General features: G+C 34.3%; 10 protein-coding genes, 1 other RNA gene and 1 pseudogene. 10 read left to right on the top strand and 2 right to left on the bottom strand.

Annotated features, from left to right (window positions below; all coding sequences use genetic code 11):
- Positions 1-21: 21 nt before the first annotated feature.
- Entirely contained in the window at positions 22-918 is an 897-nt protein-coding gene (locus F6K22_RS00490; protein ID WP_363272546.1) for a DUF4079 domain-containing protein, read from the bottom strand.
- 494 nt (positions 919-1,412) lie between these two features.
- Between F6K22_RS00490 and F6K22_RS00485 the strand changes: the two genes are divergently transcribed.
- The 5 genes and pseudogenes from F6K22_RS00485 to F6K22_RS00470 all read left to right on the top strand — a co-directional run bounded on the left by F6K22_RS00485 (position 1,413) and on the right by F6K22_RS00470 (position 4,614).
- Positions 1,413-2,126 carry a M15 family metallopeptidase gene (locus tag F6K22_RS00485; RefSeq protein WP_293092188.1) on the top strand — a complete coding sequence of 238 codons (714 nt, stop codon included), beginning with the start codon at positions 1,413-1,415 and terminating at the stop codon, positions 2,124-2,126.
- Positions 2,127-2,452: 326 nt separating this feature from the next.
- A complete protein-coding gene (locus F6K22_RS00480; RefSeq protein WP_293092186.1) occupies positions 2,453-3,487 on the top strand; it encodes a leucine-rich repeat domain-containing protein in 1,035 nt (344 codons plus the stop codon).
- A 191-nt stretch (positions 3,488-3,678) separates the two neighbouring features.
- Positions 3,679-3,969 (top strand): hypothetical protein, encoded by a 291-nt coding sequence (locus tag F6K22_RS00475; RefSeq protein ID WP_293092184.1) that lies wholly within the window; start codon positions 3,679-3,681, stop codon positions 3,967-3,969.
- Positions 3,970-4,182 (top strand): annotated as a pseudogene (locus tag F6K22_RS41605) (leucine-rich repeat domain-containing protein); the annotation flags it as partial. It lies immediately after the preceding gene.
- 12 nt (positions 4,183-4,194) lie between these two features.
- Positions 4,195-4,614 carry a leucine-rich repeat domain-containing protein gene (locus tag F6K22_RS00470; protein WP_293092182.1) on the top strand — a complete coding sequence of 140 codons (420 nt, stop codon included), beginning with the start codon at positions 4,195-4,197 and terminating at the stop codon, positions 4,612-4,614.
- 168 nt (positions 4,615-4,782) lie between these two features.
- On the opposite strand, the gene F6K22_RS00465 is transcribed toward F6K22_RS00470, so the two are convergent.
- Positions 4,783-5,982: a lipid-A-disaccharide synthase-related protein gene (locus F6K22_RS00465; RefSeq protein ID WP_293092180.1), complete on the bottom strand. Its 1,200-nt coding sequence runs from the start codon at positions 5,980-5,982 to the stop codon at positions 4,783-4,785.
- A gap of 896 nt (positions 5,983-6,878) precedes the next feature.
- Here F6K22_RS00465 and corA point away from each other — a divergent pair.
- The 5 genes from corA to F6K22_RS00440 all read left to right on the top strand — a co-directional run bounded on the left by corA (position 6,879) and on the right by F6K22_RS00440 (position 14,645).
- The gene (gene corA / locus F6K22_RS00460) at positions 6,879-8,060 is read left to right on the top strand and encodes a magnesium/cobalt transporter CorA (RefSeq protein WP_293092178.1); all 1,182 of its coding nucleotides are present in this window, start codon (positions 6,879-6,881) and stop codon (positions 8,058-8,060) included.
- A 62-nt stretch (positions 8,061-8,122) separates the two neighbouring features.
- Positions 8,123-8,513, top strand: an RNA gene (rnpB, locus tag F6K22_RS00455) — RNase P RNA component class A.
- Between the two features lie 1,311 nt (positions 8,514-9,824).
- The gene (locus tag F6K22_RS00450) at positions 9,825-10,661 is read left to right on the top strand and encodes a thiazole synthase (RefSeq protein WP_293092176.1); all 837 of its coding nucleotides are present in this window, start codon (positions 9,825-9,827) and stop codon (positions 10,659-10,661) included.
- A gap of 79 nt (positions 10,662-10,740) precedes the next feature.
- Positions 10,741-10,914, top strand: coding sequence for a photosystem II assembly protein Psb34 (gene psb34 / locus F6K22_RS00445; RefSeq protein ID WP_293092174.1), 174 nt, complete (start codon positions 10,741-10,743; stop codon positions 10,912-10,914).
- Between the two features lie 1,994 nt (positions 10,915-12,908).
- A complete protein-coding gene (locus F6K22_RS00440; RefSeq protein WP_363272548.1) occupies positions 12,909-14,645 on the top strand; it encodes a tetratricopeptide repeat protein in 1,737 nt (578 codons plus the stop codon).
- The last annotated feature ends 4 nt before the right edge of the window (positions 14,646-14,649 follow it).

The following is a 14,649-nucleotide window of genomic DNA, read 5'->3' as shown; positions in this document are numbered from 1 at the left end:
GACAATGTGAGATTTATAACTTTAACTTCTAAGATGATAGCTGGTTGTCCGCACTTGAGTTTTATTTCCTACCTGAATAATTTCTGCCGTACCTTGCGTATCTTCCCCTGGAGTAATAGTTACAAATTCTCCAGAAGCTAAAACCTTATTTGTCTGTGCTAAAGTTGGATAATTTGAGATAGAAGCAACCAGAATTTCTGGAGATAAAGTTTGAGATTTTGAATCTGGGCAAACCTGATTTTGCCAATCACATTTATATAAATGTTCCTGTTGCCAACTCAGAGAAATTTCGAGTAAATCTCGACTTCCTGTCATTCCTTGTCCTAAAAATATTACAACTGCCAAACAATTTAAAATAGTATGAATTTTACGCCATTTGTGAGTTCTATCTTTATATATTTCCGGCACAATAGCCAAAGAAAAAATCATCAATATTGAAGCAATTAAACCATAATAAAAATGAGAAACTGCCCACTCATAGTCGCGTCGAAAAACACCATCTTGAAAACCTAAAACTACGATACCAGCTCCGGTTAAAGTAGCAAATATGCCTCGCCATAATTTAGTTTTAGCTTTATAAAGAAATACTAGAGAAGCAACTGTCGCAATAAATATAGTTACTATTAATATTGCTAGGGTCATATTTTCACTTTTAAAATCTTTAAAAATACCTTTAAAATAAATTGAATAAGCAATAGCAACTAAAGTTATTCCCACTACGGAACCAGTTAACCAATTACCTATTTTTCGATGTTCTGGTCCTACTACTGGAGGAATTTTACTTTTACCTTTGTCAGCAGTTTGTAGCCTTCTTTGACGAATTTGCCAAGCGAGATTTACCACCATACCAATAATTGGGAATACTACCACAACAGCCAAAGTTGGATGTATCAATCCTGCAATATCTTTTGGATTCATGTTTGATATTTTAGATAGAACTTTACATATTATATTTAAGCAGATCGATGGGAACTTAAATTATTTTTTGCTGAAAATTTGCTAAAAATTAGGTGTTATATAGAATCTGAGTAATTAGTTATCGTATTGCTGAGGAGTCAGGACTCAGGAGTTAGAATCAAAGAAGGATTTGAACTATTAGACATCTCCGATTGGTAGAACATTCTTTTTTCACTCTTATAGCAGTTCTATTTTATTTGTGTATAAAAACCTTACCGCTTTTAGGGAATAGGGAACACTTAACTGGGAACAGGCAGGAGTTTCAAGTTTTTTATCTACTTTTTGATTACCCGCAACCTATGCGCGGATTGCTATAGTATCATATAATTATTAAAATTAAAACTTGACTATTAATAATTGATTGCTAAAAAGGAAATTTCTGATTTTCTTGCCTCCAGATTCAGCAGGAGGTATTGTTAACTAATAACTGTTAACGAATAACTGATAACTGATAAATGAAACCTTACCAAAAAATTAAAATCCAAGAATGTCACGAACCCTTAGTACCAATTCCCTTAGAAATATTTGCCATTGAATCACCCCATCCCTATCAAAAATTAGGTGCGCCTTATCATCTTTCTCAAACAAATTCACCTTATTTTTTACGTCAAAAAGTATTAGATAGTCTGATAGTAGCTCAAACAAAACTACAACAAAATTATCCCGGTTGGCGCATCCAAATATTTGATGCTTATCGCCCTATTACCATACAACAATTTATGGTAGATTACACTTTTGCAGAAACAGTAAAAGTTCAAGGTTTAACATTAGATAGTCCCTCTTTAACTGAAGCAAAACGTCAAGAAATTTTCGAGCTAGTTTATCAGTTTTGGGCAACTCCTAGTCTAGATCCGACTACACCACCACCTCACAGCACTGGTGCTGCTATAGATGTGACTTTGGTTGATGCTAATGGTAAAACTATTGATATGGGTTCTCCCATTGATGAGTTATCACCTCGCTCCTATCCGAATCATTTTTTAGAGCGTCAGGATAAGGAAGCTCAAAAATATCATCAATATCGACAATTATTAGTAGAGGTAATGATGTATGGGGGGTTTCAGCAGCATCCACAGGAATGGTGGCATTTTTCTCTAGGCGACCAAATGTGGGCTTGGTTAACTAATAGTGGAGGTGAAGTTGTGGCAAGATATGGAAGAGTAGAGTAGCAATGTTTCCGAGAAGTCAAATCAATGGTAAACCTATCCCACTATTCTGGGAAAGCTTACATTGAGCTAATGGAAAAATTGTGAAATGCCTAAAAATCGTATTAGTGGGATATATTCCTAGTGCAGAATGGCGGAAATAACTGACCAGTTACAAAATCCTAAAAACCTTACTAATCAATACTTTTGACTTTTGACTTTTGACTTTTGACTTCCGCGTAGCGGCACTAGTGGCTTTGCATTTAAAAAGCTGATCATAGATGGAATATAGGAAATACTGAATATCGAAACCTATTGAACATCAACATAATTTGGAAATATAAATAACAATGAAAAAACTAAAAATAGTCTTTTTTAGCATTTATATTTGTTTAACAATACTCTTGAGGCAAAACTCTGCAAAAGCCAATTCGATCTCCCCAGAAAATTTTTCTACCTTTGCAGAATGGTGTTTAAATCAAAGTAATATTTCTCCTACTAGCCAACATACAGTTAAAATTCTTTTGCAGAAAGCTAGAACTGAAAATTGCGTTGAAGCAGAAGAAAAACTTTCTCGTCTCTCCTTTATTTCCCTGAGCAATTATCGTATTAGGAATATTACCCCAATATCCAGTCTCAAAAATCTAACTCGACTTTCTCTCAATGATAATCAAATTTTAGAACTATCAGCTCTATCTCAACTACCAAAGTTGAATCATTTATCTCTGGATGGTAATAGAATGAGAAATGTTTCTGACTTATCTAAATTAACCAACCTAACTCACCTCAGTCTCAGTGATAATAATATAAAAGATTTGTCTCCCTTATCCAACTTAACCAAACTAACTCATCTCAAACTAATTTTTAATCAAATAGAAGATTTATCTCCCCTATCTAATTTAACCCAATTAACTCAACTAAATCTTGGAGTTAATCGCATTAACAATATCAGCCCTTTGATGAGTTTAAGCAATCTGACTCACTTATATCTTAACGATAATAATATTAGGAATCTTTCTTCTCTATCCAACCTAGCAAACCTAACCAACCTATATTTATATCGGAATCAAATTAGTGATATTTCGCCTCTATCTAATCTAACTAACTTAACTGATCTTAGCCTCAGCGATAACTACATTACGGAAGTCTCAAATCTTTCTAGTTTAAATCAACTCCAATCTCTGATTCTAGTTTTTAATCAAATTACAAAAGTAGATTCTTTATCAACCTTGAGTAACCTTACTTTACTAGATTTAAGTCGTAATAAAATAACAGATGTTAGTTCCTTATCAACTCTGAAAAAATTAGAATCCCTGCATCTGCGAAATAACCCTGTTACCAAAAAAAATTGTCCTCTCCAACCAGAATCAATTTGTCGCTTCTAACAATTTTCGACAAAAGATATAGCAATTCCCAAGAAGCGTGAGGTACAGGTATTCTTTGCTTTTAGGGAACACTTAACTGGGAACACTTAACTGGGAATAGGGAATAAAATACAAATAAAGATAGGTATACCTCATTAGGCTGAGAAACGATATAGTAGAATCTATTCCTAGTAAGTTAGTAAAATCTGAATATGCTAAAAATATTTTCAAGTATAACCTACCCCTACAAAACAAAAGTCTACCTGTTAACCACATTAACTCTATATTTAGGAATCTATCATTGTTTACCCGTATTTTCCCAGGAGTCACAACTAAGAAATAACTATACAACATTTCAAGAATGGTGTGAAAATAAGGCTAATCTTCCCGAAGAAACCAAACATACTGTCAATCTCTTATTAGAAGAAGTTGATACAGAAGATTGTAATGTTGCCAACCAACAACTTTCTAGTACGGATAGAATTAGTATATTTCGCCGTTAAATTAAGGATGTAAGACCGATTTATAGCCTCACAAATCTGAAAATTCTTAACCTCAAGTTTAATGAAATTACTGATATTAGTTCTCTAGCTAATTTAACTAATTTAATCGAACTTGACTTATGGAATAACCAAGTTTCTGATATTAGTCCGCTTACTAATTTAACTAAACTGAAAAATATAAACCTGATTAATAACCCTATTGGAGATATTAGCCCTTTATCTAATTTGACTAATTTAACCAACCTTGCTTTAGTTGGTAATAAATTTACAGACCTTAGCGCTTTGTCAAATCTAACTAAACTGAATAGCATTGCTTTAAATCGCAATCAAATTACTGATATTACTCCTCTGTCAAATTTAACTCAGCTTACTAGAGTGCGTCTTTCTAACAATAAAATCACAGATATTAGTCCTTTATCATCTTTAACTAATTTAACTAATCTGGAACTTGTAGATAATCAAATTAGTGATGTTACTCCCCTATCTCAGCTTACCAGTTTAACTTTTCTGAATCTCAGGGATAATCAGATTACTGATACTACTTCTCTCAAATCTTTAACTAGATTAAGTACGCTTAATTTACAAGGAAATCCTCTCAATCAAAAAATATGTCCTGCCAAATCTAGTTCAGTTTGTAGATTTTAGTCTTTTATAGTTTTTAGTTTTCAGCTAGCTGACGGCTGAAGAGTAATTGCTAACTAGGTCGTTGAAAAAATATAAAACTAATAGTGCAGATGTCGAGTCAGGTGAGAGAAATTATTTCATCCCCGTTTTCTATTTCCTCTCAATAATTTTCTATTTAATTTCACCTAGCTACTTATATTCCTGGAGATATTTAACAAGATAATCAGCTATTTTAGCACTAGCACCTGGTTTTCCCATTCGCTCTAAACCATTGTCAATACAAACTTCTAAATACTCTTTATCTGCCAAAGTTTCTTTTACTTTTTGAGCAGCTTCTTGCAGAATAAAACTATTAGCTATTTTTTTACCAATAACCTGTACTGAACAGCCTAAAAGTCTAGTTTGAGCTTCCGCAAAACGATATGTAAATGAAGGACCTTCACCAGGAATAGTAATTACAGGTTTTCCTAATCCCACAGCTTGTTCTATAGCAGTTCCAGCCATACCAATTACCAAATTTGAATATTGCAAGATATCTGCAAAAGCATCCTCATAACAAATCACTTCTATTGCATATTCCTCAGTTAAAAATTTTAGCTTATTGTCTTGATATTCCCAACCTTCACAAATAGATATAGCCTCTAGTTCAGACATTAATATAGGCACAGTTGCAGCTCGAAACTGACAAATATTTTCTCCCATAACTTTGACAATTTCTCTGACAAGTTTCAACAGTACACACAAATTTCTACTAGCCTCTGGTAAACGGGAACCAGGCAAAATAGCAATAGTAAATAATTCCGGTTTAAGCTGTAAATTTTTCCCTGTTGAAGTTAAATGATCCATAACTGGCGTACCAACAAATTCTGCCTTCTTAATTCCTTGTCGGTTTAAATCTTTTGCTGTCAAAGCATCCCTAGCAAAAACCTTTAAACATCGAGAATTATTCAGTAATTTTGGCAATACTAAACCCAGATTAATTTTACCTTCATAGTAGCTAGAATCAGCAGAAAGAAATACTACATAAGGAAGCTTTGTTGAATAGGCGATCGCTGCTACGACAATATCTCCAGTAGCCATAATTAAATCACAGTTTTTAGCAAATTTCCAAACTGTCTGTAACTGTTGCCAAGTTAAGCTAATTAAGCCTTGCCTCAAATCTTTAAATAATAATAAAGGATTAAGATATAAAAATCCTCCCGATGGCATATTTGCTGTAGGACTAATAATTGGTATATTTAATTTTTTATAATTACTACCAGAACCAACAATAGGCATAGCTGATATATTTGTATTAGAGGAAATTTTTGTAAAAGCTTTAATAACTTGACAGTTATGAGTATCTTCTCCATGACCATTACTTAAGAAAAGTATATTTTTTGTTTTCATAATTATTGACTATTTAGCTTTTTAGACAAATATAGCAACTCTCAATCATTTGTAAAAAATTAAAAAATAGATAAAAACTTTAAAACTCTTACCCCTATTAAAACTCTTACCCCTATTGCCTATTGCCTTTTTACTAGATGTTTTGTTCATAAGCTATGCGCAGATTGCTATATTAAATTTTGGCAATTTATCAAATTATCAAACTTAGACATGGATAGAAAATAAGTTTATTTTCCTATAAATTAAAACTAAGTAGGGTTTGCTGAAAAAGTCTTTTTGGTCTTTCTAGTAGTCATTAGTCAGCAGTCAGTAGTCATGAGAAATGATGGATTACAGAGGATGTAGTCAGAAAAACTGTCCCTCACTTTTTCTGCTGTTGTCTACTCATCCATCCTTGGTTTTTGAGCTATTGAGAGCAAAAAACAGGTACTTTTTTCGACCCAAAAAAAGCTTTAACCTTTATCTGTCAATACTTTGAGATTTAATCAGCAAACCCTAAGTAGAGCGTGGTAAATTTCGTGCGTTATGTATAAAATTGTAAATTAGCTCAAAAGTCAGGTATATCATTCTTTTGAGGCATTTTGTGGCTAAATATGCAACGTCTTTTTTTTAGCTTGGTCTACTTACATTCTACAAAAAAGGAACTTGGAAAAATTAATAATTTGGTTTTATACAACTTCTTTGCCATTTCTACTAACTATAAAATAAGCAGGGTGAGCAAAGATTGCAAAATTTATCCTTGCTCCAGATAAATCAAAACTTGTACACATTAATACTCACCGTCTACTGTAAACATATTTTTTGAAATTTATATTACTTTTTTTATCTGAAAAATCAATAAAATTAAAACTAAAATTACGATAAATTATACTTGATAATCTTATAAGTTTAAATTTATGGCACATTCTCTTAAACCAGAATCTTATACACCCGAATTACCACCAGAAGAAGAAGAATCTCATGTTGAATATTACTACGACGACCCAGAAGATTTACCTGGAACTTTAGATTTAGAACCCGATGCTCTACCGCCAGAAATGTCTTTGATAGACTATACAGAAAATACAGCAACTAGAATACAAATATCAAATCCTCAAGCTTGTATTCCCTATCTCAAATCTGATTCAGTTTCTTGGATAAATGTGATTGGTTTAGGTAATAAAACTTCCTGGGAACAGATGGCAAAAGTATTTCAAATACATCCTCTTACCCTTGGAGATGTAGTTAATGTTCCTCAAAGACCCAAAATTATACATGACAAAAATCAAATCATAATTATCACCTTGATGGTAAGAATAAGTTCAGATTTAGAAGAATTGGAAAAAGAACAAGTAAGTATCATATTAGGGGAAAAACATTTAATTACAGTTCAAGAAAATCCCGAACATGATTGTCTAAAGCCTGTAAGAAAAAGAATCAAAAATAATCAAGGAATTATTCGCAAACAAAAAGTAGATTATCTAGCATATTCCCTACTAGATACAATAATTGATGGTTTTTTTCCAGTCTTAGAAGAATATGGAGAAAGGATAGAACTATTAGAAGATGAAGTAGTAATTAACCCTAATCATCAGACAATGCAAAAAATCTATCAACTGAGGCGAGAACTATTAACACTCCGTCGAACTATTTGGTCATTAAGAGATGCAATTAATATTCTAATTCGAGATGGTAGTAACTTGATAAATCCTAATGTATTAGTTTATTTTAGAGACTGCTATGAACATACAATTCAACTCAGAGATATAGTAGAAAGTTATCGAGATTTAGCTTCAGATTTAATGAATATTTATTTATCCTCAGTGAGTAATAAAATGAATGAAGTGATGAAGCTACTAACTGTAATATCTTCAATCTTTATTCCATTAACTTTTATAGCCGGAGTTTATGGAATGAACTTCAACCCAGAAAAATCTCCTTTAAATATGCCAGAACTAGATTGGTATTATGGTTATCCTCTTTGCTTATTCATTATGTTTCTTACTGCTGTTTGTTTGATTTATTTTTTCTGGCAAAAAGGATGGTTTAATAATCTCTCAACTACTCTCAAAAAAGATGATCGAGGAAAAAATACTTAAATATTCCATCTAAAAATTACTCAAAGGCTAATTATTTCTGATACAATAACTTAAATAGGGAAAAAGTAGGTGAGGCGGTTGCGGACTCAATATTTGGGGTCTGAGGAAAGTCCGGGCTCCCGAAAGACCAAGCTTGCTGGGTAACGCCCAGTGCGAGCGATCGTGAGGATAGTGCCACAGAAAAATACCGCCCTGTTTATCGGGGTAAGGGTGCAAAGGTGCGGTAAGAGCGCACCAGCAGTGTCGTGAGGCACTGGCTCGGTAAACCCCGGCTGGGAGCAAGGTCGGAGGAAAAATGGTTGGTCTTTTTCCAATTCCGTTGCATCACAGATTTATCTATGGTGTTAGGTGTACCGCAAGAGGTGTCTGGTGACAGGCATCCCAGATAGATAACTGCCCTCTTAACTGGTTTCAGTTAAGGGAACAGAACCCGGCTTACTTCCTACTTTTTTCTTATTTTTTTTATAGTAATTAGTATTTATCGCTTTCAGCCTTAATCTTTATTTTATAGGCTTCAATTTTTTATTTTTAGAATCTCTATTATACCAATTTCATAAAATATTGCTACACTCACGACACAGGGAATAGGTATGGAGGTATGATGCAGGGGAAAAAAAATAATAAGATAAGGAATCAAATTAGGTAATTAATTTTGCCTAGGCACTTACTAATTCTGTCTTGCAACCTTCCTAAAAACCAAAAACTTGATAGCTAATCTTAATCATAAAAACGATAAAAATCCTATTTAGTTTGTAATATTTTGCTGGCTATAATAAACCGGCAGTCAGAAGTCACAATAAAAAAAATCAGTCAGTTAATATTAATTAGGGCTAGCTGATTAAATATAAAAGGATTGACAGATAAAGGCTCAAGCCTTTTTAGAGGGAAAAAAGTATAAATTTTTGAGCTTGAGAGACTAATAAAGTTAGGATTTTGGTATCTCAAGGGTAGAAAAATCAAGGGACAATAATTCCTTCTACCTCCTGTATAATTCCCATTTCTCCAGTCTCCAGTCTCCTGTCTCCTGACTCGTACCCTTACTCATAAGACTTTTTCAACAAGCCCTAATTACTTGAATATTTTTCACAACCAATTTAAGATTTAGATATATCTATTCAAAATTAGAATTTTTGAAATTTAAAGAGAAATTACAAGGTAAAAATCAACCAGATATATTGCAAAATATTTGTTTTTTTTGAGAACCAACAGGTATTAATGCTTTATTCAATTCTTGCTTTGATACTGAGCGTATTTTTCCCTAACCCCTAATACCTATCATAGCTTTCCATGAATAAGATTTGGTATAAGACCTCGCGTTTAATGGCAGGATTAAAATATAGCAATCCGCCCTTGCTTATATTGCGGTTAATCAAAAAGTAGATAAAAAAAACTGAAACTCTCGCCTGTTGCCTAAAAGCGGTAAGATTTTTATACACAAATAAAATAGGATTGCTATATAGTCATTTTAAATAAGAATGAAACATTTTCAGGACTTACGCAGATACAGCATATATAGCGCTTAAAACTCTTGCGCTATGGTTTTTACACTCCATATATAGTACCTTTGCGTAAGTCCTGATTTTTTTTAGCTGAAACCCTTTGAAATTAATACGACTTATGCAGAGACGCTATATATAGAGTTCAAAACTCTTGCGCAATAGTTTTTGAACTCTATATATAGTACCTGTGCGTAAGTCCTGATTAAGAAATTTTTGTCTCAGTATAAACTAAAATGACTATAGTTGTAAATATAAAAATTCAACAATGCAGACAGTAGAACAAGGAACCACACAAACCCTAGAAGAACCTCTAATTATTGCAGGTAAAAAATTTTCCTCCCGTCTAATGACAGGCACAGGCAAATATCCCACCATCGAGACAATGCAGCAAAGTATAGAGGCTAGTGGATGTGAAATTGTCACTGTCGCAGTACGACGGGTACAAACTCAAGCTCCTGGCCATGAAGGGTTGGCAGAAGCTATAGACTGGCAAAAAATCTGGATGTTGCCTAATACTGCCGGTTGTCAAACTGCTGAAGATGCAGTTAGAGTAGCTAGACTGGGTAGAGAAATGGCAAAATTGTTAGGCCAAGAAGATAATAATTTTGTCAAATTGGAAGTTATTCCCGACCCTAAATATTTATTGCCAGACCCCATAGGTACATTACAAGCTGCAGAACAATTAATTAAAGAAGGTTTTGCCGTCTTACCCTACATTAATGCTGACCCACTACTAGCTAAAAGACTTGAAGAAGCTGGTTGTGCCACAGTTATGCCTTTGGGTTCACCGATAGGTTCGGGGCAGGGAATCCAAAATGCAGCCAATATTTCCATAATTATTGACAATTCTACTGTTCCTGTGGTAGTTGATGCAGGAATAGGAACTCCTAGTGAAGCAACTCAAGCAATGGAAATGGGAGCCGATGCTTTACTAATTAATTCAGCGATCGCTCTGGCCAAAAATCCACCCGTCATGGCTAAAGCAATGGGAATGGCCACAGAAGCAGGTCGTTTAGCTTATCTAGCTGGCAGAATACCGAAACAAGATTATGCAACTGCTTCTTCTCCTTTGACTGGAAGGATTAACAGTCCCGATCTCTAGTAATAATTTCCTATTTTCGCCAATTTTCTGTTAGTCTAGGTAATAGTTAAGAAATAATAAGGAAAAAAGGTCTTTAATTATGCCATATACAACAGAAGAAGGTGGACGTTTAAATAATTTTGCTCAAGAGCCAAAAGTTTATCAAGCTGAGGCTCCCGATCAGAAACAACAGATGAACTATCTTATTTTAGGAGCTTTAGGAGTTGTATTAGTAGGTAGTTTGATGTTTGTGGCTTTTTCTGTATCAGCTTAAACCTTCAGTAAAAATTATTTAAAGAGTGAACTAGGTTCCTGAAGTTTCAGGAGTCTAGTTTTTATTTTGGATTTAAAACTCCAATGAATGAAAATTATACTAGGCGTGATAAATGTTTACTACAAATAGTTAGGCTGTTTATAGCAAAATTGTAGTGGACTGTTTCAGCTAAAACTGTGCACTCTTATTTTTGTTTTTAGGTGTCTTTTTCTCCCCACTCTCCCCACACTTCCCACCCGGACCACACTCCCCATCTAACGCACCATTTAAGATGAAACAATCCAGTAGGGTGCGTATTTACGGATTAAATTCAGACTATGAAAGGGATTCACCAATCAGTCGCAGGGCACCATTTTAGATGTGTCAGTCTGCTACAAATAGTTAAGCTGTTTATAGGAGTTAGGTGGACTCAGTCTAGTCAGACTGAGTCAGGATGAATAACTTAAATACTATTTACGAGGGTTGAGTTTCTCTTTTTAGTTAAAGGAAAATCTCATTTCAATCATTAATTATTAACAATTAATAATTACTTCTTCTTTTTCATAAGAGGATTGGTTCAAAGGAATTTTTTTCTGCCTGAAAGGAGAGGCTTTAAACCTTAAATTTTCGGTAAAGTCTTTCAATTATCCTTTTTATTCATAACATTCTTTTTTGATGCATGGTATTAGTCCTGACTCAGGTTAAGGAAGTTGAAAAGTTTAGTATTAATAGAGAAAAAAGACAAGGTAGAATAGAAAAATCAGGAAATTTATTGAAATTTGTAGGCATTTTCATCACTGCATTGGGGAAAACAACAGGTAAAATGAAAAATCAGATCCTATTATTAGGATAGATAGAGGTTTGTGACTTTTTAGGAACAGAGAATAGAGAGAAGAATTGTTGACATTCAAATTGAAAATAATTTAGTTATACTATTTTTCAAAAATAATGCTTTATTGCACAACTACTTGAATTTTTTGTATTCCTCCCGAACTTCCTAATACCTACATCTACCACCTTTTTTTCAGGATAAATAGCAAACTTTTTCAGATATGATATTATTAATTATTGGGAATTAAGAAGCTTGATTTATATTTGTTGCTCAAGTTATCATAATTCACTAAATAGCTTAAGTAGAAGTATTATCTCAATTTGATAAATGTTGCCTACAAATAGCTATGGGATTTTTGTTTTGGTCAACCCACCCTAACCCCTCCCTGGAGGGGAAGTCAGTCAGACCGAGTCAGAATGAATAGTTTTGATACCATTTCTTAATTCATAAATTATCTAAATTATCTTATTAGTTAAAGGGACATCTACTATCCTATAAAGTATTTTAATAGTGCTTATTATTCGTAACATTCTTTTTTTTTAATGGTATTAAAGCTTATTCGTTGATGCAGCGACAAGATAAATATTATCTTGAATTTTTTAGTTTATATAGGGTTTCCCAAGTTAGTGAGGTAAACTTTTTTTTCTGTTCTGTCCTCTGTGACCAAATCTGTTGTTCCCTAAAACCTAGACCTTTTTACCTCACCAGAATAAAAATTGCTATAACTAATAGAAGAATGACCAGTTCATTAATGGATAATGGATAATGGATAATGGATAATTACCTCTCCCTTTTAGGGAGAGGATTGATGCGGTAGGGAAAAAATTTATTTCTCAAAGGGAGATTGGATATGGCGTTTCGCGGAACGCTAAACTTCGTTAACGCGGAGCGACTTGAAAAGCGTTTCGCTTTCCTACGGAATAATTGCGCAAACGCGACATGAAACGCGGCTCTGTCAAGAGTGGGAGACCTCGCCATCCCATACTGACGGAATGCTCCGCTTTCCGATCGCTCTCTTGGTCGATTGGAGGCTAGCGTTCGCGTAGCGTCCCGGAGGGAACGGAGACCTCGCCATCCCATCCTACGGAATGCTGCGCTTTCCGACCGCTTTTTCCCCTTTATTGGGGAGGCTTTAAAGGGTGAATTATCTAATTAGAGTGAGCATTTACTAGAAGAAGCGACTATTGAGTGCAAAAAAGCAATTGAACTCAATCCCCGCAATGCAGTGGCTTATGGTAATTTGGGTTGTATATGGCACACTCAAAATAAGCTAGAGGAAGCAATAGAAGCATGGCAGGAAACCCTTTTATTAAAACCTAATCTAGCAGTTGTTTACAATAATTTGGGAAACACTTTCCACGCTCAAGGTAAGCTAGATGATGCGGTTGCTGAGTTTAAAAAAGCTATAGATATTAATCCTAGTCTTGTATGTCTTCATCAAGGTTTAGCAAGTGTTTTATTTGCAAAAGGAAATTTCAATGACGCGATCGCTTCCTATGAAACAGCAATTCGCATCAATCCTAACGATACTGGTTCTCGCCACGGTTTAGCCGAAGTACAGAAGCAACTAGGTAAGAATGAAGATGCTGTAGAAGATTTTAAACACGCAATAGATCGTTACAAAGAACAAATTCGCCTGAATCCTAACAATATAGATGCTCATACTAATTTAGGAAATGCTTTGATGGGTTTGGGTAAGATTGAGGAAGCGATCGCCTCCTACAAGGAAGTTATTCGCATTAACCCTAAGTTGGTATACGCATACAATAACTTAGGTTTCGCTCTCTTACAACTACAACAGGAAAATCGTATAGAGGAAGCAGTTGTTGCTTTTGATGAAGCAATTAGTCTCGATCCTAAAGATCCAGTAGCTTATTCTTACTTGGGAGATGCTTTATACCAGCAAAATAAGTTAGGGGAAGCAATTACTAAATATAAGCAAGCTATTCGCCTTAATCCAACATTTGTTCTAGCTTATAACGGCTTGGGAAATGTTTTTATGGCTCAAAACAAGATTGACGAAGCGATTAAGAAATACCAGGAAGGGGTTTGTTTAAATCCTAATGACGCATGGCTCCAAAATAATTTAGGGAATGCTTTTTATAATCAAAACAAGCTAGATGAAGCTATAGCTGCTTACCAAGAAGCAATTCGTCTTAATCCTAATGAAGCATGGTTTCAAAGTAATTTAGGGAATGCTTTTTATAATCAAAACAAGCTAGATGAAGCTATAGCTGCTTACCGAGAAGCAATTTCCCTTAATTCTAATGAAGCTACATTTCACAATATTCTAGGAAATGCTTTATATAGTCAAAATAAGCTTGATGAGGCAATTGTTGAGTATCAAGAGGCAGTTCGTCTTAATCCTAATGATGCAGTATACTACAGTAATTTAGGTAATGCTTTATCCCAAAAGAATAAACCAGGAGAGGCAGTGGTTGCCTACCGACAAGCGATTCAGCTTAATCCTGACAATTCCATGCTTTATAGTAACCTGGGAATTGTTTTGATTGCTGACAATCAACAAGAGGAGGCTATAACAGCCTGCCGAAAAGCAGTTCACTTAGCCCCTGACAATGCAATATTCCATTGTAACTTGGGATATACTTTGCAAAGACAAGGTGAACTTGATGAAGCGCTCAAGGAAGTCAAAAAAGCGATTCAGCTTGATTCAAGCGATCCTTGGTTTTATGAAGTATTAGGAGATATTTTGAAAAAGAAAGGTGAGCAACAAGAAGCTATAGAAGCACTAGAGAAAGCTAAAAACTTATTTGAAGAACAGGGCAATACTGCAAAAGTTAATGAAATTAATCAGAGCATAGGGCAAATTATGGTTTGGCAAGCAGCAAACGTAGCTGTTGATACAGCAAATGTAGCTGTTGAAAAGGCAAAAGGGTTTTTTAATGGCTTATTTAAGTGATTAA

Origin of the sequence: Okeania sp. SIO2F4, assembly GCF_010672385.1 — a bacterium.
Lineage (GTDB): Bacteria > Cyanobacteriota > Cyanobacteriia > Cyanobacteriales > Microcoleaceae > Trichodesmium.
The sequence above is the reverse complement of the archived record's forward strand: the minus strand, read 5'-3'. Positions and strand labels throughout refer to the sequence as shown.